The sequence below is a fragment of the Candidatus Enterococcus huntleyi genome, from assembly GCF_009933175.1.
GTDB lineage: Bacteria > Bacillota > Bacilli > Lactobacillales > Enterococcaceae > Enterococcus_K > Enterococcus_K huntleyi.
On the sequence record NZ_MAEJ01000014.1, the window covers coordinates 1 to 19992 of the forward strand.

Annotated in this window: 19 protein-coding genes; 16 read left to right on the forward strand and 3 right to left on the reverse strand. The window is 37.3% G+C overall.

The genetic code is table 11. From position 1 onward, the window contains the following. Positions 1 to 876 precede the first annotated feature (876 nt). The 12 genes from recQ to BAU15_RS09250 all read left to right on the forward strand — a co-directional run bounded on the left by recQ (position 877) and on the right by BAU15_RS09250 (position 13196). Positions 877 to 2652, forward strand: coding sequence for a DNA helicase RecQ (recQ, locus tag BAU15_RS09195; RefSeq protein ID WP_161842458.1), 1776 nt, complete (start codon positions 877 to 879; stop codon positions 2650 to 2652). A gap of 196 nt (positions 2653 to 2848) precedes the next feature. Beyond that, on the forward strand, positions 2849 to 3151 hold the full coding sequence (locus BAU15_RS09200) for an Fpa/YlaN family protein (protein WP_161842459.1): 303 nt from the start codon (positions 2849 to 2851) through the stop codon (positions 3149 to 3151). Positions 3152 to 3154: 3 nt separating this feature from the next. After that, positions 3155 to 4345 carry an FtsW/RodA/SpoVE family cell cycle protein gene (locus BAU15_RS09205; RefSeq protein WP_161842460.1) on the forward strand — a complete coding sequence of 397 codons (1191 nt, stop codon included), beginning with the start codon at positions 3155 to 3157 and terminating at the stop codon, positions 4343 to 4345. A gap of 24 nt (positions 4346 to 4369) precedes the next feature. Continuing rightward, positions 4370 to 7798, forward strand: coding sequence for a pyruvate carboxylase (locus BAU15_RS09210; protein WP_161842461.1), 3429 nt, complete (start codon positions 4370 to 4372; stop codon positions 7796 to 7798). A 26-nt stretch (positions 7799 to 7824) separates the two neighbouring features. Further along, on the forward strand, positions 7825 to 8958 hold the full coding sequence (locus BAU15_RS09215) for a CAP-associated domain-containing protein (protein WP_161842462.1): 1134 nt from the start codon (positions 7825 to 7827) through the stop codon (positions 8956 to 8958). After that, complete coding sequence (locus BAU15_RS09220) at positions 8959 to 9390, forward strand: YlbF/YmcA family competence regulator (protein WP_161842463.1); 432 nt, start codon at positions 8959 to 8961, stop codon at positions 9388 to 9390. Continuing rightward, positions 9380 to 9718, forward strand: coding sequence for a YlbG family protein (locus tag BAU15_RS09225; protein ID WP_161842464.1), 339 nt, complete (start codon positions 9380 to 9382; stop codon positions 9716 to 9718). The genes BAU15_RS09220 and BAU15_RS09225 overlap by 11 nt, the downstream gene beginning before the upstream one ends. A gap of 97 nt (positions 9719 to 9815) precedes the next feature. After that, positions 9816 to 10376 (forward strand): 16S rRNA (guanine(966)-N(2))-methyltransferase RsmD, encoded by a 561-nt coding sequence (gene rsmD / locus BAU15_RS09230; protein ID WP_161842465.1) that lies wholly within the window; start codon positions 9816 to 9818, stop codon positions 10374 to 10376. Then, a complete protein-coding gene (coaD, locus tag BAU15_RS09235; protein ID WP_161842466.1) occupies positions 10373 to 10861 on the forward strand; it encodes a pantetheine-phosphate adenylyltransferase in 489 nt (162 codons plus the stop codon). The genes rsmD and coaD overlap by 4 nt, the downstream gene beginning before the upstream one ends. Continuing rightward, entirely contained in the window at positions 10858 to 11940 is a 1083-nt protein-coding gene (locus tag BAU15_RS09240; RefSeq protein WP_161842467.1) for a SepM family pheromone-processing serine protease, read from the forward strand. Before coaD ends, BAU15_RS09240 begins: the two co-directional genes overlap by 4 nt. A 155-nt stretch (positions 11941 to 12095) precedes the next feature. Then, positions 12096 to 12824, forward strand: a complete 729-nt coding sequence (locus BAU15_RS09245; RefSeq protein ID WP_161842468.1) for a DUF2087 domain-containing protein — start codon at positions 12096 to 12098, stop codon at positions 12822 to 12824. Positions 12825 to 12836: 12 nt separating this feature from the next. After that, the gene (locus BAU15_RS09250; protein ID WP_161842469.1) at positions 12837 to 13196 is read left to right on the forward strand and encodes a GIY-YIG nuclease family protein; all 360 of its coding nucleotides are present in this window, start codon (positions 12837 to 12839) and stop codon (positions 13194 to 13196) included. 174 nt (positions 13197 to 13370) lie between these two features. Here the strand turns inward: BAU15_RS09250 and BAU15_RS09255 are convergent, their stop codons facing one another. Then, positions 13371 to 14183 (reverse strand): hypothetical protein, encoded by an 813-nt coding sequence (locus BAU15_RS09255; RefSeq protein WP_161842470.1) that lies wholly within the window; start codon positions 14181 to 14183, stop codon positions 13371 to 13373. Further along, a complete protein-coding gene (locus BAU15_RS09260) occupies positions 14180 to 14710 on the reverse strand; it encodes a sigma-70 family RNA polymerase sigma factor (RefSeq protein WP_161842471.1) in 531 nt (176 codons plus the stop codon). The genes BAU15_RS09255 and BAU15_RS09260 overlap by 4 nt, the downstream gene beginning before the upstream one ends. A gap of 99 nt (positions 14711 to 14809) precedes the next feature. On the opposite strand from BAU15_RS09260, the gene BAU15_RS09265 reads away from it, so the two are divergent. The 4 genes from BAU15_RS09265 to holA all read left to right on the forward strand — a co-directional run bounded on the left by BAU15_RS09265 (position 14810) and on the right by holA (position 19349). Next, positions 14810 to 15469: a helix-hairpin-helix domain-containing protein gene (locus BAU15_RS09265; RefSeq protein WP_161842472.1), complete on the forward strand. Its 660-nt coding sequence runs from the start codon at positions 14810 to 14812 to the stop codon at positions 15467 to 15469. A 29-nt stretch (positions 15470 to 15498) separates the two neighbouring features. Next, entirely contained in the window at positions 15499 to 15984 is a 486-nt protein-coding gene (locus BAU15_RS09270; protein ID WP_202622727.1) for a ComE operon protein 2, read from the forward strand. A gap of 331 nt (positions 15985 to 16315) precedes the next feature. Next, positions 16316 to 18268, forward strand: coding sequence for a DNA internalization-related competence protein ComEC/Rec2 (locus BAU15_RS09275; protein ID WP_161842474.1), 1953 nt, complete (start codon positions 16316 to 16318; stop codon positions 18266 to 18268). A gap of 49 nt (positions 18269 to 18317) precedes the next feature. Next, complete coding sequence (gene holA / locus BAU15_RS09280; RefSeq protein WP_161842475.1) at positions 18318 to 19349, forward strand: DNA polymerase III subunit delta; 1032 nt, start codon at positions 18318 to 18320, stop codon at positions 19347 to 19349. Positions 19350 to 19559: 210 nt separating this feature from the next. On the opposite strand, the gene rpsT is transcribed toward holA, so the two are convergent. Then, the gene (gene rpsT, locus BAU15_RS09285; protein ID WP_161842476.1) at positions 19560 to 19814 is read right to left on the reverse strand and encodes a 30S ribosomal protein S20; all 255 of its coding nucleotides are present in this window, start codon (positions 19812 to 19814) and stop codon (positions 19560 to 19562) included. Positions 19815 to 19992 lie beyond the last annotated feature (178 nt).

A 19992-nucleotide genomic window follows, 5' to 3' on the forward strand; every position in this document is an offset into this window, starting at 1 on the left:
AGATAGGGGTAGCATACCAAATCCATTGTCTAGTAGGTTTTTCTGATGAAATCATTCTTTTACTTCTTTTTTTACCGTGAAATCTGTGCGAATGAAGACTAGTGAGAGTATACTGGACATTTCTCCTCGCTATAATGTTCGAATTGAAATGTACAGGGGAGTGAGAATCCTATAGATAGGGGATTCTACGGGTGATTTTTTATAAAAAAATCTGAAATAGAATCTATATCTAGTCCTTTTCCTCATTCGCATAGGGGTTTAGCTGTTTTTTTCCACTAGTGGCTATTCGCACAGTTTTCGAGGTTTTTGGAAAAGCATCAAATAGCAAGAATCCATTGCTTAGTAGGTTTTTCTGATGAAATCATTCTTTTTACTTCATTTTTTACTGTGAAAAGTGTGCGAATGAAGACTAGTAGCAAAAAAAGTGAATATTTTATCTCTCTAGCCCAAGTTAAATAACAGTTTATGAATTATAAAATCGGATAAGTATGATATTTGACTAGCCAGTTTGAGCAGCTTGTCTAAAGTAAAAATACTATCTTAGGTAGATTAAAGATTTCAGCGACATGGAACATGGCTTAGCTTTCCGAAGATGATTATCTTTCCTTGATTAATGATTTTTTTACGTAGTTATATAATGAACGGTTCATTCATTTGCACATGACGTGGATTGGGAACGGGTGTTCTGTGGAAATCTATTTGTGGAAAAGATACACGAAAGCTAATAAAAGAAGCTTGTTAAACCACCTTTCTCTAATTCTAGGATAAATGTAATAAGCAAAAAAGTTTCATAAATGGCTAGTGTTTCACAGAGAGCAGTTGCGAGTATACGTCAAAAAATGCTAGAATAAAAAAGTTGACTGGAGGAGAAAATAGATGGAAATGATAAACCAAGTCTTGAAGGACGTTTTTGGTTACACGGAGTTTCGTGCAGGTCAAAGAGAAGTCATTCATTATATAGAAGAACAACAAGATGTATTGGGGATTATGCCCACAGGGAGTGGGAAATCTATTTGTTATCAGCTTCCAGCGAGCGCTTTTGCTCGTTTAACAATTGTAGTCTCACCATTAATCTCTTTAATGAAGGATCAAGTGGATGCCGCCAATCAGTTGGGGATTTCAGCAACTTATATTAATAGCTCTTTAGATTATTCGGGTGTTTTAGATCGAATAAGAGGGCTACGGCAAGGCGCCTTTAAATTACTATATATTGCTCCTGAACGGTTTGTCATGCCTGAGTTTCAAGAACTATTAAATAGCTTACCGGTTGATTTAATTGCAGTGGATGAAGCGCATTGTATTTCTCATTGGGGCCATGATTTTCGACCAAGTTATCTTGAGATGGCTGACTATTTAAATCATTTACCAAACAGACCTACGGTAGTTGCATTGACTGCTACTGCTACGCCGCTCGTTGCGGAGGATATCAAGCAATTGTTGTGCATTCCCCAACAAAATCAAGTAGCAACTGGGTTTGCTAGAGAAAATCTTAGCTTCCAAGTAATAACTGACCAAAAAAAGGAAATGTATCTTTTAGAGTATTTGAAATTAAATAAAGGCCAGGCAGGAATTATTTACGCCAATACTAGAAAAGAAGTGGAACGGATTTATCATTTGTTGAAGTCGGAAGGTCTATCTATTGGTTATTACCATGCAGGGTTAAAAGACGTTGAACGGACAAAATTCCAAGAGGATTTCTTATATGATCGTATTCAAACGATTGTTGCAACGAATGCATTTGGTATGGGGATTAATAAAAGTAATGTTCGTTTTGTCATCCATGCGCAAATTCCTGGAACGATGGAAGCATACTATCAAGAAGCTGGAAGAGCAGGGCGTGATGGCCTTCCTAGTGATGCGATTTTACTATTTGCTCCCCAAGATTTACAGGTCCATCAATATTTCATCGAGCAATCGCAACGTTCACACGAATTAAAGCAAAATGAATATACAAAGCTCCGTGAAATGAGCCAATATTCGAATACAGAAGGCTGTTTACAGCAATTTATTTTGCGCTATTTTGGGCAAGAGAGTGCCCCGTGTGGCAGATGTAGTAACTGTTTAGATAATCGGGCAAGAGTTGAAATCACCAAAGAAGCTCAGATGGTTCTTTCCTGCGTCAAACGGATGGATGAACGCTTTGGTAAAGGCCTAGTTACAAAAGTTTTAACTGGTTCGAAAGATCAAAAAATTGACCAGTTTGGCTTTGCTAAATTATCAACATATGGGCTCATGAAAGGCTCATCGCAAAAAGAAGTTACTAGTCTGATCGATTTTTTGACTGCTGAAGGACTTTTAGCTCCCTCAAAGGGGCAGTATCCAACACTCTTAGTCACAGAAAAGGGTATCGATGTATTAAAAGGACAACAAACTGTTTATCGAAAAGAACAACGACAAGCACGTAAACTAGAACAAAATAATGAATTATTTGAGCAGCTTAGAGAGATCAGAACAATGATAGCTGAGGAAACCAATGTGCCGCCTTATGTTGTCTTTTCTGATGCTACACTCAAAGATATGAGTACACAAATTCCTACTTCACGACTAGATTTACTTCAAATTAAAGGTGTTGGACAGAACAAATTAGATAAATATGGGGAACAATTTTTGGCATGTCTACAAAATTATCAGCCGGCTGAAGCAGAAGAATAAATCATTTTTATTTAAATTAGAAAACGATGAGATAACTCAGCGTTTTCTTCATTATATAGCCAATAAAAACGCGAGTATATACGCGGAATTTTAAGTTCATACATTTTTAATAAATAAATGAAAACTTCTGTTTTTTTATTCAAAAAACGATAAATTGTGCTATAATAATAGAATTAAGATGGGGGGTTAGGCGCAAATGGAAGCTATTTCTCCAGAATTTGCACTAAGTTTATTAAATCAAGATGCGGATCGAATCAAAATGCTTATCCGCAATCAAAAAAATAGTTTATGTATCTCGCAATGCAAAGCATTCGAAGAGGTTGTAGACACACAGATGTATGGTTTTTCAAGACAGGTGACTTTTGCCGTCCGTTTAGGCATGATTACAAAAGAAGCAGGCCATCAATTAATGAGTGATTTAGAACAAGAACTGAATCGTTTATATACAGAAGTTTATACAGAAACACAAGAAAACACCGAACAAGGCAAGGAGGTTTAACCTTTGCCAGAAAAGATAAAAAAACGTCATTTAATGGACTATAGTATTTTTATTCCGTATTTAATTGTATGTGTAATAGGATTAATTATGGTCTATAGTTCTTCTTCCTATTTTCTTTTATCAAAAGGTTTGAATCCGGCAGCCTATGTGACTAGCCAAACGATATTTTGGGTCCTGAGTCTAATCGTTATTAGTATCATGTATAAGATGAAGACAGATGTTTTTAAGAATGAGGGACTCGTCAGATTGGCGATTGCTGTGACAGCTGTGTTATTAGTTGTAGCCTATTTATTTTTTCCAGCTGTCAATGGAGCCAAGGGCTGGATACAGCTCGGTGCTTTTTCAATTCAACCAGCTGAGTTACTAAAGATTGTTTTAATTTGGTATCTCGCGTTGATTTTGTCAAAGAGACAAGATAGTATTACAACAGATTTCATGCAAACGGTCAAACGGCCGATGTTGTTAATGCTGATTTTAATTTCTGGCGTAGCGATTATGCCGGACTTTGGGAATGCTGCGGTGCTGACTTTGCTTGTGATGGTTATGTTATTAGCAAGTGGCATTGATTTTACTTGGTCCTTAAAAGTTGGGGCATTAGGAATCACGCTGAGCTTTCTAGCGATTCAAGCAATTACGTTATTTGGTAAAGTTTTACTACCAGAAAATAGACAATATATCTACAAGCGCTTTGCTGTCTATCAAAATCCTTTTATTGATGAATATGGTGACGGGCATCACATGGTGAATGGTTATTATGCGATGTTTAATGGTGGCTTATTTGGAAGAGGATTAGGAAATAGTATAGAAAAGAAAGGCTTTTTATCGTTCGCTCATACCGATTATATTTTTGCGATAGTGATGGAAGAATTAGGTTTGATCGTTGCAATGCTGATATTAGGTCTTTTAATCTTTATGATTACCCGCATTATTTTAGTTGGGATTCGTTCGCGTGATGCGTTCAATTCGCTGATATGTTATGGCGTTGGTAGCATGCTACTGATTCAAATATTTATCAATTTAGGTGGAATTACCGGGATTATTCCACTGACTGGGATTACTTTCCCATTCCTGAGTCAAGGGGGATCGAGCTTGCTTGTTCTTTCTGTCGGGATTGGTTTAGTGTTAAATGTAAGTGCAAATGAAAAACGTAAGCATTTGCTCTCGTATCATCCGAGACAAACAGATAAAAAATGAAGAAAAATGGTAGGAGTGGGATAGATGAAAAAAGTTTTAGTAGCAAATCGTGGCGAAATCGCCATTCGTGTATTTCGTGCTTGTACAGAGCTAAATATCAAAACAGTGGCGATTTATGCAGCAGAAGATGAGTATTCAGTGCACCGTTTTAAAGCCGATGAAGCGTATATTGTCGGAAAAGGGAAAAAGCCGATTGATGCGTATTTAGATATTGAGGACATCATCAAGATTGCTAAAAAAGCAGAAGTTGATGCTATTCATCCAGGCTATGGTTTCTTATCTGAAAATCTGGAATTCGCTCGTCGTTGTGAAGAAGAAGGACTTATCTTCGTAGGTCCTACACAACATCATTTAGATATTTTTGGTGACAAAATCAAGGCAAAAGAGGCCGCAGTTGCAGCAGGAATTGCTTCAATTCCTGGGACAGATGGACCTGTTGACTCAATTGATGAAGTCTTGGCCTTTGCGAAATCTCATGACTACCCAATTATGATTAAAGCCGCTTTAGGTGGTGGTGGTCGTGGCATGCGTGTTGCCCATGATGAAAAAGAAGCGCGCGATGGTTATGATCGAGCAAAAAGTGAAGCAAAAGCTGCGTTTGGTAGCGATGAAGTCTATGTCGAAAAATATATTGGCAATCCAAAACATATCGAAGTCCAAATACTTGGGGATACACATGGTAACGTTATTCATTTATTTGAACGAGATTGTTCAGTTCAGAGACGCCACCAAAAAGTTGTCGAAGTAGCTCCGTGTGTTTCGATGAATGATGAACAACGTGAAGAAATATGTCAGGCAGCGGTTCAGCTGATGAAACACGTTGGCTATGTCAATGCTGGAACAGTGGAATTTTTAGTTGAAGGTGATAAATTTTACTTTATCGAAGTCAATCCGCGTGTGCAAGTTGAACACACAATTACAGAGATGATTACAGATATCGATATTGTAACGAGTCAATTAATGATTGCTCAAGGGAAAGATTTGCATAAAGAAATTGGCTTACCTCATCAAAAGGATATTGAGTTGAAAGGGGCAGCTATTCAGTGCCGTATTACAACAGAGGATCCTTTGAACAACTTTATGCCAGATACAGGTAAGATTGATACCTATCGTTCACCAGGTGGTTTCGGTGTTCGTTTAGATGTCGGAAATGCTTACTCTGGTGCCGTTGTAACGCCTTATTTTGATTCCTTATTAGTAAAAGTTTGTACGCACGGGATTAATTTCGAGAAGGCTATCCAAAAAATGCAGCGTTGTTTGACTGAATTCAGAATTCGTGGCGTGAAAACAAACATTGCTTTCTTACAAAATGTGATTAGCCATCCGGACTTTTATTCAGGCGATGCGAAAACAACCTTTATTGATAACACACCTCAATTATTCGAGTTCCCGAGAGTTCGAGATCGCGGGAATAAAACGATGAAGTACATTGGCGAAATTACTGTCAACGGGTTCCCTGGGATTGAAAAAGCCCAAAAACGTTATTATGAAGATCCTCGTATACCAGAAGACATCGAGCGACGCCCTGGCTTTATTACAGCCAAAGAAGTTCTAGATACTAAAGGTGCTGAAGCAGTGGTTGACTGGATCAAAAACCAGGAAGATTTACTGTTAACAGATACAACCTTTAGAGATGCGCACCAAAGCTTATTAGCAACTCGTGTACGGACACAAGATTTTAAAGGAATTGCTCGTTTGACAGGCGAAGGTCTGCCAGAATTATTCTCGACAGAAATGTGGGGCGGAGCGACCTTTGATGTGGCCTATCGTTTCCTAAATGAAGATCCATGGCAACGTTTGAGAAAACTTCGTCGCTTAATGCCTAATACGTTGTTCCAAATGCTGTTCAGAGGCTCAAATGCTGTCGGTTACTCTAACTATCCGGACAATGTGTTGGTTGAATTCATTAACGAAGCAGCTGCACAAGGGATTGATGTTTTCCGTATTTTTGATAGCTTAAATTGGCTACCACAGATGGAAAAAAGTATTCAAGCAGTCCGTGATACTGGGAAAATTGCTGAAGCTGCCATTTGTTATACCGGTGATATTAATGATCCATCAAGAGCTAAATACAATGTCCAATATTATAAAGATATGGCCAAAGAATTGGAACAATTAGGTGCTCATATTATTGCGATTAAAGATATGGCTGGATTGTTGAAGCCACAAGCGGCTTATCGTTTGATTAGTGAGCTAAAAGAAACGACCGATTTACCGATTCATTTGCATACTCATGATACAAGCGGCAATGGGATTATCACTTACTCAGCTGCAACAAAAGCCGGTGTCGATATTGTCGACGTCGCAACGAGTGCAATGAGTGGCAATACTAGCCAACCAAGCATGAGTAGCTTATATTATGCTTTAGTAAATGGCGCACGCGTACCAGATATCAATATTGATAATGTCCAAAAGATTAATCATTATTGGGAAGACGTGCGGATGTATTACAAACCATTTGAGAATGGTTTAAATGCTCCACAAACAGAAGTCTACATGCATGAAATGCCTGGTGGTCAATATTCAAACTTGCAGCAGCAAGCCAAAGCAGTCGGTCTAGGTGCTAAATGGGATGAAATCAAAAAAATGTATCACACGGTCAATATTATGTTTGGTGATATTGTTAAAGTGACTCCTTCCTCTAAAGTAGTCGGTGACATGGCGCTCTTCATGGTACAAAATGAGCTGACAGAAGCCGATATTTTTGAAAAAGGTGAACACCTAAGCTTCCCTGAATCTGTTGTGACTTTCTTCCAAGGAGAATTGGGGCAACCAGTTGGTGGCTTCCCAGAAGAATTACAACGCATTATCTTGAAGGGCAGAACGGCCTTTACAAATCGCCCAGGTGAATTAGCTGAGCCTGTTGACTTTGAAAAAGTCAAACAAGAGTTAGCTGAACTGATCGGTTTTGAACCGAAAAAAGAAGAAGTCCTAAGTTATCTAATGTACCCACAAGTATTTTTAGATTATCAAAAAGCCTATGATCAATTTGGCGACGTGACTTTATTGGATACGCCAACCTTCTTCCAAGGCATTCGCTTAGGTGAGTCTATCAATGTGCAGATTGAACGCGGAAAAATCTTGATTTTACGTTTAGATGAAATTGGCGAGCCGGATATTGAGGGCAATCGTGTGCTCTTCTTTAACTTGAATGGGCAACGTCGAGAAATCGTCGTTAAAGACAATTCAATTATCAGTTCTGTGAAAACGAAACGCAAAGCAGAACCAACCAATAAAGAACAAATTGGTGCCACAATGTCTGGATCTGTTCTACAAGTGCTTGTGAATAAAGGCGACCGTGTGCAACGTGGAGATACTTTACTTGTGACAGAGGCCATGAAGATGGAAACCTCTGTGGAGGCCCGTTTTGAGGGTGTTGTCGACCATATTTACGTGACAGAAGGCGAAGCTATTCAATCAGGCGATTTATTAATTGAAGTGAAAGAAAAATAAGGATGCACTATAGGTGGGAATGATACATGAAACGAGTCGGATTATTTATGAGTATCTTCATGACTGTCTTATTAGTTTTCTATTTTGAACCGATCGTTTTTAAGAATAATTCGGAAAAAGCGGTCCGAACAGGTAGTGAAACAGTGACCCCACTTCATAATACAACTTTAAAGTACGAAGAATTGCCCGCTGAGGGCTTTTCTTCGTACATAAATAAAGAAGTAAGTGAGTTAGAGAAAGTCCTAGGACAACCAGAAGGGACTTACTCAACAGGTTTTCACTATGAAGTTCGTCGATATAAGTCAGAGAAACAAACAGCCATTATTGAAGCAAATATTACAGACGGTAAAGTTTCAGCTATCAAAGCAATTGGCGATACAAAAGAAAATATTCGTCCTTTTTCCTATAAAATGACGATGGGCAAGCTTTCTGAATTGACCATGATTTATCCTAATTTCAGTTTTGATTATAAAGATGATACAGTAAACATTGAATTGATGGAGGAAGATATGAATTACCGCCCATTAATTGCTTTTGATAATCAAACATTTGCTATTTTATTTTTTGATCAAAATGATGGTGAATTATTTGGTGTCACTTATTTGAGTCAGCAGGAGCTATTAACCTTACGACCTTATCAGATTGAAATGAATACCCCACCAAGATTGACAGCTCAAGGCGATGATACAGACTGGCAAGCGATAAATGATAGAAAAGAAGCAGAGAGCTTTGAAACAATCAATTTTTTACGCAAGCTAGACCAATTGCCCGCGTATGAGTCAGCCTTTCAACAACAACAACTAGTAAAAGCAGTCCAAACAGATTTTTTAGCACACATAGATGAAATTTTAGATGAGCAAAGAGTCCATTATTGGCAACAGATAGAGTCAGGAGAGAGTAGTCAGATTGCATTTTCAATGAGTAGTGAAGAATTAGCGACACTCGTAAAACGAACGACTGATAACCCTCAGACGGGAATTTTATCTGCGCCTATCTTTGATCCGACATTTTCATTATTGTACTGGTATAGTGATCCATTTCTGCATACGAGATTTATGCATACAGAGACGGAACAATTAGGGATTTCCTTTTCAAAAGAAAATATGGTAGTCTTAATGCAAAGACTAGATGAAAATGACACAAAGGATAGTGGTTTCTGAATGATTATAAATGAACAATTGTTTGCTCTGGAGGATCAATGTGAAGAGATTGTCGCGCAATTGCTACAAAGTCAAACATGTAAAAATTTTTTTGAAGCAAAACAAGCGCTAGCTACTAGTCAAGAAGCTATGAGACTTCAAAAAGATTTTTTAAAGAACAAAGAAGCATTTGAACGTATCGCTGATTATGGACTACATGCCCCTGGCTATCGAGAAACGCAGAGAGCTCTAAGAAAAAGCAAACGAGAATTAGATATAAATGAACAGGTAGCTGCTTATCGAGTAGCTGAGACACAGCTTCAAGATATTTTAGATAGTATTGGCTTGACTGTAGCCAATACAGTCTCAGAAGAAATTAAAGTAGATGCTGGAAATCCATTTTTCCTAACAGGTGGACATTCTGGTTGCGGAGGAAGTTGTCATGCAAGCTGAAGAAAATCAATTTACTGTACAGAAACGGCGAGGCATTATTGTTTGGGTATATAGTTTGAAACAGTTAAAAAATTTAAAACGTTTTGGGCTGGTTCATTATGTGTCTCGGAAAATGAAATATGTGGTTCTTTATTTAAATGAAGAAACATTTGATTATTCCGAAGAAAAAATCAAAAAACTTCATTTCGTCAGAAAAGTTGAACGTTCTTATCGTCCAGATGTTGAAATGAATTTTGCCGATAGAATAGGGACGAGAGCAGCCTATCAACTTGTCGAAGAGGAAGAAGAGGACTTAACACCTGATATCCGTTTGGCAGAAGATGTTTAAATAAGATGAAAAATGTCTGATTTTTTCAAACATTTTTCATCTTTTTCTTTGTGCTTTTTGGTATACTTAACTGACGATAAGGGAAAGAAGGGATTTTATGCGAGTAATTTCTGGTGAGTATCGTGGCCGACGATTAAAAAGCTTAGAGGGTGAAAATACACGACCGACTACAGATAAAGTCAAAGAATCCATGTTTAATATGATTGGACCCTATTTTGATGGGGGACAAGCTCTGGATTTATTTTCAGGTAGTGGTGGCTTAGCGATTGAGTCCGTTTCTCGAGGGATCGATTTGGCTGTTTGTGTAGAGCGAAACTTTCAAGCCATGAAAATAATCAAAGACAATATCGAGATTACTAAAGAACCCAACCGTTTTTTGACGGTAAAAATGGATGCTGATAAAGCATTAGGTTGGTTAAAAGAAAATAATTATACGTTCGATTATGTCTTCTTAGATCCACCGTATGCACAACAAAAAATAGAGGAACAGATTCTGAAAATGCTCCAACTCGGGTTACTGAATCCGGCTTGTGAGATTATTTGTGAAGCAGATAAAGCAGTTAGTTTATCAGAAGAGCTAGGGACGCTGAAGCAGATTCGCCGTCAAACCTACGGAATTACCGCTGTAACTATTTATAGAAATGAGGCTGAAGCATGAAAAAGATTGCATTGTTTCCAGGAAGCTTTGATCCGCTCACCAATGGACATCTAGATACCATTACACGTGGAGCGGCACTTTTTGACGAGGTCATCGTGGGCGTTTTCGTCAATACTAGTAAGAAAAGCTTTTTCTCTGCGGAAGAAAAAGTTCAGCTGATTGAAACCGCAGTAGCTCATTTAACAAATGTCCGTGTCCTTGTCCAAGAGCATGAATTAACAGCGGATGTGGCCCGTTCTTTAGGCGCAAAATTTCTTTTAAGAGGAATTCGAAGTGTTAAGGATTATGAGTACGAGAAGGATATTGCTCAAATGAACCGCCATCTTAATGCTGAATTAGAAACCGTTTTTTTATTGGCTTCCCCAGAGTATAATCATATTAGTTCAAGTATATTAAAGGAAGTTATTCAATTTGGTGGCGATGTAGAAAGCTATTTGCCGCCGGTTATTAATCAAGCAATTCTCGAAAAGCGTGATGCAAAATGAATAGACAAATAAAAAAGGGCAAACAAGATAAACGAGCATCAATTCGTTCTTTGCTCGCATTTTTACTAGTGATTTTATTTGCTGCGGCTATTGTTGTTCCTATTCCATATTATATTGAGGCGCCTGGTTCGACGATTGATTTAAAAGAATTGATTTCAGTGGATGGACGGAAAGATCTAAAATCTGGTTCATTTTCATTAACAGCAGTGGGCATTCGACAAGCAACAGTCTTCACTGCGCTCAAGTCAAAGATATCGCCTTTTCAAGATTTGGTCAGCAAACAAGAATTGTATGGAAATTCGACAGATGAAGAATACAATCAAATGCAGCTATATTATATGCAATCGTCGCAAAATGCTGCAATCGAACAAGCTATGAAGTTAGCGGATAAGCCATATGAGATGGTCTACAAAGGTGTTTATGTTCTCTCTGTTGAAGAAAATTCAAGCTTTTACGGGAAAATAGCTGTGGGTGATACAGTAACCCAAGCGGATGGGCAACGTTTTGAGAGTAGTGAAGAATTTATGAAATATGTGAAAAGTCAAAAGGTGGGTCAAAAAATGACTGTCACATACTTGCATGAAGGAAAAGAAAAAACAGCTTCAGGAAAGCTGATAGAGCTAAAAGCGGATAAAAAAGCGGGGATTGGGATTGGTTTAGTCGATCATACAGAAATTTCTTCGGATACAAAAGTGACGATTGATTCAGGCTCCATTGGCGGTCCTTCTGCCGGCTTAATGTTTACATTGGAAATCTACGAACAGCTTACGGGAAAAAATCTACGTTTAGGAAAATCAATTGCTGGAACAGGGACGATTAATTCAGAAGGTATAGTCGGCCGAATTGGTGGTATCGACAAAAAGGTTGCGACGGCAGATGAAAGTGGCGTAGAAATCTTTTTTGCCCCTGACGATGAAATTACGGCTGAAATGAAGAAAATAGACCCAACGATTCGTACGAATTATGAAGAAGCAAAAGCTGCAGCAAAAAAATTAGACACTAAGATGAAAATTGTCCCAGTAAAAACAGTTCAAGATGCCTTAGATTACTTAGCTGAACAAAAAAATAATGATGCTTAGATAAATCTATAAATAGATAAACACTCAATCTGATGATATTCAGTTTGAGTGTTTTTTTAATGATTTGAAGAAATAATGTTTATTAATTTAGCAAACGTTAATCAGAGTTGTTGACAATTTCGATAAACACATTATAATGAATACGAGGTGAAGAAATGGATCTTTTGCAGATAGGATTAAATGAATTAGGTCAAGGCTATCAGATAAGCCCCAATCTAATAGCTTGCAATTATTGTCAGACAGAATACCCTTATGAAAAACAACCTAACGAGGCGATTGCTCGTATGAAGGAACATTTAGTGACTGTTCATAAGGGAAGCCAACAAGCCTTAGTGGCATTAGATAGTAAGTATAATACACTAACTACTAAGCAGAAAGAACTTTTATTACACTTTGGTTCCGGAGAAAAGGATCAAGAAATTGCTGAGAAATTTGAAGTGAGCCCTTCAACGATCCGACACCAAAAGTTTACCTTTCGGGAAAAAGCCAAACAAGCCAAGGTCTATTTAGCCCAATTCGAGGCAATTTTTTCAGAAAAATCCCTACCAGAGGATAATTTGTTGCCAGTACCAGATGCAGCTGGCATTGTCGACGATCGCTTTTTGCTAACAGAAACAGAGTATGCTGAAATTGTTCGTAAATATTTTGAATTTTCAACTGGAGCTCTGGTTTTGACTGTCTTCCCTAAAGGGCAAAAAAATATTATTGGTATTCTTAATCGAATAGTAGAAGAATTTACAATGCATACCCATTATTCAGGAAAAGAAGTTGACGAACAATTAAAAGCAATCTATTTTGATTACTTATTAATTAAACGATATTTAATAGACTATGGATTTTTCACAAGAACACCAGATGGCGCGGATTATTACCGACTAGATTAAGGAGAATGCAAGATGAATCAAGAACGAAAAAAACAACTATTGGAAGAATACAAAACAATGCCAACCTATTACGGGATTATCCAAATAAAAAATGAAAAGAATGGAAAAATATTCATTGAAGCTGTGCCAAATATCAAAAATCGCTGGCATTTTTACAAATTAAATTTAGACAATAATTTTTATCGAAACACACCGTTGCAAGAAGACTGGCTCAATTATAAAGAGGAAAATTTCTCCTATGAAGTCTTGTGGGAAAAGAAAACAGATGAGGTCAAAAATATGAAAGAGGAATTAAAAAAGATCAAAAAAGAATGGTTAGAAAAGCTACAGCCTTATGGTGAAAAAGGTTATAATCAACCAATCAAGGAGTAAAATAATTGGTTGCATAGTAGTACGCTTATGTTGGAAGAAACTAGAATAACAGGGAGTATTGCGCATGATAAAGAGCAATTAATCAAAGAAAGACGATCATTTCTGTAGAACATCAAAAGGTAACCATTTTAGGCTAACTTTTGACAGTCACAACAGTCTGATCGTCTTTTTTATTTATATGATGGTGACTGAGTGGAGTAGGAGCCGAGCAAAATGTTGACTACTTTCAAAAATCGGAGCACTTGCAAAACTCAAGAGCGGCAATATCCAGCCGATGATAAGTAGGAGCAATCCAGCTAAAATTAAGACTGCGATAAAAAGTTTCAACTGTAAATTGATGTTGCTAAATAGATAGTCAAAAGTCGAGGAACGTTGAACTTTATCTGTGATTAGAATTTTTTGAAGTGGTTCAATCGTTTTAATCTTTTCCATCAATAACTGATAGTCTTTTTCATCGAGTGTTTCTGTAAAAATATTCGTTCCAGATTGGAAATCAAAGGTATACCAATGAATTTTCACGCGCTTGGGAGCAAAGCGTTTTTCCCAATCAAAATAGCTCACCGTGTGTTGTTTGATACGAATGGATTCAATCGCTTCATAGGGATAGCTATAATAGGTTTGATCCTCTAAAAATTCAACAATTGTCATGAAAATCATTCGTTTGTCGGTAAAAATCATTAAGCGATTTCCCCGAACATCATTGAATGTTTTTACATAATTGCGCGCTTCTTCTGTTCGTGCATAGGCCATCCCCATGAAGCCAACATTTCCTATAGAAGAATTTGGTCCTGGAGAGAAGGGGAGATAGCCTTTAATTTCTTCCTCCTCTTCAAGTAAAGGGGTTATTTTTTCTAAAAACTCTTGTATGAAAATGTAAAATTTTACTTGATTAAACAATTGCTTTTTCGATTGGTCGGATAAATCGTCTGCTGTATTTGTTAGTTGGTCATCTAAGTGGTAAAAAATATCTTTGAAAGTTGAATTCATGTGTTTTCTCCTCCTATCGTCTGTTTAATCTTTTTCCTACCGCGAGAAAGCCGAGCATAAATCGTCTCTTTGGTGAGATGAAATTCTTGCGCAATTTCCTCAGGAGATTCTTGATAATAATAATATTTCAGAAAAATAAGCTGATCCTCTGGGTTTAATGACGAAACTAAATCTAGAAAGTGTTCTTTTTCGAACGGATTAAAAGTCTTAGCTTGCTCAGGTAAACGTTCCACTGGTTGTATTCGAGAAGTACGCACAATTTCTCTTTTTTTATCGATGCTACAATGTTTAGTAATCGTTAAAAGCCAAGTTTTTAACGAACTCTTAGTGGGATCGAAGCGTTGCGCATTTGTCCATATTTTATAGAACACTTCATTTTCAACATCTTTTAAATGATTTCGTTCGATGGACTGATTCAAGATTGCTCGAATCGTCGTAATAATCGAATAGCCATAGACATCGATTAAATTCTCTAATCCTGAATACTCTTTTTGTTGAAGCAAACTAATTATTTCTTCATCAGACATCTTCTCACCGCCCTTTTTATTAATTATACGATGGAAAACAAATTATTCTGACAGAAAAACAAAAGTTTTGCGTAGTTTATTTTAGAGGAGTAAAAAAACATGAAAAAACGACTTGTCGAAAATTATCGTTTACTGGTTATTTCAATTATTATAGTGCTAATCATTGGAGGAGGAGTGTACCATCTACTAACGCAAAATTTACAAGATAAAACTGAGGATCCATTTAGTCAAGAAAGCTTCCAATCGAGTCCCACGGCTGAAGAAACAATACAGGAGGCTGAGAAAACGTCAGAGACATCAATGGGGCCTTCCTATGTCAATATTAAGGGAGCGGTACAGATGCCTGGCGTCTATCAAATTACTGAGGGGGATCGATTACAAGATGTCGTAGGGCAGGCGGGTGGCTATACAAAAGAAGCGGATGATCGACAAATTAATTTATCGGCTAAAGTAACCGATCAACAGTTAATTTATATTCCCAAAAAAGGCGAACAAGTTGCACAAGAAACCAGTGACTCTGCGACAGCTAGCGGAAAAACAGCAGAGGATAGAACGAAGGATACAGGAGAAAAAGTCAATCTAAATACAGCAGATCGGACTCAATTACAGACGCTTACTGGAATTGGCGAGAAGAAAGCGGATGAAATTATTAGCTATCGTGAAGAAAATGGCCATTTTAAAACAATTAATGAATTAACAAAAGTTTCAGGAATTGGTGAAAAGACAGTTGAAAAATTAGCAAACTCGATTACAATATAAGAAACGTTTAAAAAAGGAGAATAAGGAGAATTATGATGGACAGAATCCCTTGGAATCAATATTTTATGGCACAAGCTGTACTACTATCTTTGAGAAGCACGTGTACGAGATTAGAGGTGGGTGCCACCTTAGTAAGAGATAAACGGATTATAGCTGGTGGCTATAATGGCTCAGTATCGGGCGATGTTCATTGTATCGATGAAGATTGTTATGTAGTGGATGGTCATTGTTTGCGCACGATTCATGCTGAGATGAATGCGTTATTGCAATGCGCAAAATTTGGCATTCCAACAGATGGCTCTGAAATTTATGTTACCCATTTTCCTTGTCTTGCTTGTACAAAGGCCATTTTACAAGCAGGGGTTAAAACGATTCATTATCTTCATGATTATCATAATAATGAGTATGCGATAAGTCTGATCAAGCAGGTGGGGGCTAACGTCCATCAAGTGAAGTTAGATGAAAAATATTTTTCTAAACTCCAATTAGGTGAGGCTCTGACTGAAAATCTTTAGAGCGTATGGGCTGTCTGTCCGAAATCGTTGGATTTTTCCGGCAGGTGTTGCCAGTTTCTCAGGTATCTTTGTCTTGACGACAAGTATCAATATTCGCCTATTTAGTGGACTAATTATCTTTATTTTAAGCTGCAAAAAAGACTCAAAACTTGTTCTGCTTTGTCTTTTTTGCGGCTTTTTCTCATTTCTCATCGCCGGTCAAAGAATCGCTCAACAGCCGAAGCTCAGATTCGGGGAGCAAGAGCTACTAATTAAATTATTGCCAGATACATTGAAAATCAGCGGAGATCTTGTGAGCTTTGAGGCCAGTAGCCAAGGGAGTCGAGTTAAAGTGAGTTATTTTCTCGAATCCGTTGAAGAGAAGGAGACTTGGCTCGACCACGGGAAAGATTATACTGGCTTACTGGTCTCCGGTGAGCTGACTGAAGGAGAACCGCAGAGAAACTTAAATGGCTTTGACGAGCGTCGTTTCCAGCAGATTACAGGGCTTTCAGGAAAGCTCCAAATCACTACTTATAAGCGACAAACGATTAAAAGAACGTTCAATGACTGGTTCCGCTATTTCAGAGCGACTGGCATTCAACAAGCAGCTGGTGGTTTATCAAAAAAAGTGGCAAGTTACGTTAATGCACTACTATTTAATTATAAAAATGAGCAATTTCAAGAAATACAAACCATTTTTTCTACGAGTGGCTTACTTCACTTATTTAGTTTATCAGGAATGCATGTTCAAGTGTACCTAGGCTGTCTCTATTTTCTCCTTAGAAGAGGTGGCTTAGTCCCTAATCAAAGCTTTAGTCTACTAATGATAGCCAGTTTTTTTCTATTAATTCTTTCTGGTTTTGGCTTAAGTGTTTTGCGAGCAATTACAACATTTATGCTAAAATTTTTTATGAAAAAACAACAAATCAGACTTTCAAATTTGGACTATTGGAGTTTGACTTGTTTATTCCTATTAATTCTTCAGCCGTATCTATTTTTTCAAACAGCGGGTCAGTTGACAATGGGCGTTACTTTTATTATGACAATAATGGAAGATTTTCCCGCCAAGTGGATATCCGCCAAAAAACTTATTTCCTCTATGGGTATTGGTTTCTTAAGTCTGCCTATCGTTCTAGGCACTTTTTATGAAATTCCACTTCTTTCTGGGGTGCTTACTTATTTTATAAGTCCAATCTTCAAATGGTACTTACTACCCAGTGTAGTATTAGCTTTTTGTGCTAGTTTTGTTCCCAAATGGTTCACGATACCATTGCTATTATTTGAGCACAGTCTGACGTTGCTTGAAACAGGCATTAAATTTGTCGGAAACGAGACCATCCGTAGTGGGAAATTACAATTATGGCAGATTATTCCATTGATACTTGTGGGTCTCTTTTCATGGCAGTTCTTCTGCCAAAAGAATTGGCGACCGTTCATTTTATGCTTTTTTATTTTTCTAACGCCGTTTTTTGCAAAATATCTGAACCCTCAAGGGATGATTGCTTTTGTAGATGTTGGACAAGGGGATAGTATTTATTTTCAATCCCCTTTTCATGAAGAAATTATTTTATTAGATACCGGGGGAAAGTTAGGTTTTAAAAAAGAAGCTTGGCAAGAACGGCCGCAAAAAAGTTCTTCAGAATATAATGTGATTCCCTTCTTAAAAAGCCAAGGAGTATCAACGATTGATAAATTAATTTTAACCCATGGCGATGAAGATCACATGGGGGAATGGCTAGTGATTGCTCAAAAATTTAAAATTAAAGAGTTGGTTATTCCAATTGGCATTCAAATAAAACCTAAAATAAAACGTGGAGTGGAATTATTCAAAAAAGCTGGGACAAAAATTACAGAACTGAAAATGGGTCAGAAAATTGAAGGGGATTTTGATTTCTCAGTGTTATCACCAGCTGTTGCGACAGATGGTGGGAATGAAAATTCACTTGTCTTAGGCCTACAATTAAATCATCACCGCTTTTTGTTCACAGGTGATCTAGGAAAAACAGGGGAGCAGGAGCTATTGTCGAATTATCCTACGCTCAAAATTGATGTGTTAAAAGTCGGTCATCACGGAAGTAAGAATTCTTCGAGTGAAGCGTTTATTCAACAAATTCAACCGAAAATTGGTGTCATTTCTTGCGGTAAGGATAATCGATTTGGCCATCCAAATCAAGAGGTCTTGACACGCTTAGCCACACAATCAACGACTATTTTTCGAACGGATCTACAAGGAATGATTTATTATCAATGGTGGACGGGAGTGAAGCGAGAAGAATTTCGTCACTTAATCAATGAGGACTAGATTTTCTCAACTGCACATGATAGGATTATGGAGAAAGTGAGGTAGCACAATGGATGTACAAACAGCTATACAAACCCTCAGACAGCAAGAGTTCAAGCCAGTTTATCTGGTCTTAGGAACAGAAGACTTTCTGCAGAGACAAGTTCGACAAGAATTTTTAAATAAATTCAAAGTTGAAGCAGATGATGATTTAAACTTTATGAATTTTGATATGGCAACAAGCTCGTTAGAAGAAGTAGTTGGCGAAGCTGAAACAGTGCCTTTTTTTGGTGATTATCGTTTGATTTTTGTTGAAACGCCGTATTTTTTGACAGGAGAAAAAAAAGCCAATTCAATCGAACAAAATACTGACTTATTAATCGAATATTTGAAAAATCCTGTTGAATCAACGGTACTTGTTTTTTTCGCTAATTATGAAAAGCTAGATGAACGAAAAAAAGTAACTAAGCAGTTGAAAAAAGTGGCTACATTGATTGAAGCAAAACCTTTATCAGAGCAAGCTGCTAGAAGATATATCCAACAACAAGTAGAGCTAGCGGGTGTTAAGATAGAAAAAGATGCATTTGATTTATTTTTACGTTTAACAGATATTGATCTTTCGAAAATGATGCGCGAATTAGAGAAGTTATTACTGTTTTTTGATGGCGAGAAAGTGGTCACTGTACAAACTGTCAACGCCTTGGTCCCTAAGAGTCTGGAACATAATATATTCGATATGACCAATTATGTTTTAAAGGGGCAAGCGGATGCAGCTCTCCGATTGTACGACGATCTCCATTTGCAAGGGGAAGAAACTATCAAGATTAACGCCATATTATTAAGCCAACTGCGCTTATTATTACAAGCGAAGCTCTTAATGAAGATTGGGTACCAACAAGCAAATATCGCCGAGACATTAAACATTCACTCTTATCGTGTAAAATTAGCCATGCAACAGGTTCGATCATTTGATTTAAGGACGATGGTTACGTTGTTTGATGAGTTAGTAGAGATGGATTATCAAATTAAGAGCGGAAAAATGGATAAAGAGTTGTTATTCCAATTATTTGTCCTTAAGACAGCGAGTCACTTGAACCGCTAGTCCTCAGTCGTGACGTAAGATAAGATCTCACCAAATTTAAAGGAAATCAATGTGTAAAGGCCGATAAATCAGTCATGTTTTATTCGGTCTTTTTTTATTTGAGCAAAATTAACTCCAAATAGCTACAAATCTGAGAATATAGCGGGGAACAAGGACGAGTAGCTAAAAAAAGGGTATAAAAAAATCGGCTAACAATAGCCGACTCCTTTATTATTTAGCGATTTTTTTGCTTAAACGAGATTTGTCGCGATTAGCTTTGTTTTTATGGATTAATCCTTTTGACTCAGCCATATCGATTGCTTTAGAAGCTTCTTTATATAACGCATCTACGTTTTCAGCACCAGCAGCAACTGCTTCTTCAAATTTTTTGATAGCAGTACGCATAGAGCTTGATTGAGATGAATTTTTAGCATTTGCAGTTTCGTTAGTACGAACGCGTTTGATTGCAGATTCAATATTTGGCATTTATTTCACCTCCGATAGCTTAAGTTCTTATGTACCTGGGCACATAATTCAACAGTAATTATTATACCTAAAGCACGCGGTGTTTGCAATAAAAGATGACAAGTTTTTTTCCTTAACACGAATTAATTTGAATTAAGGGGGATTTAGTCGTGAAAAGTTAGAAATTAACGGATAAAAT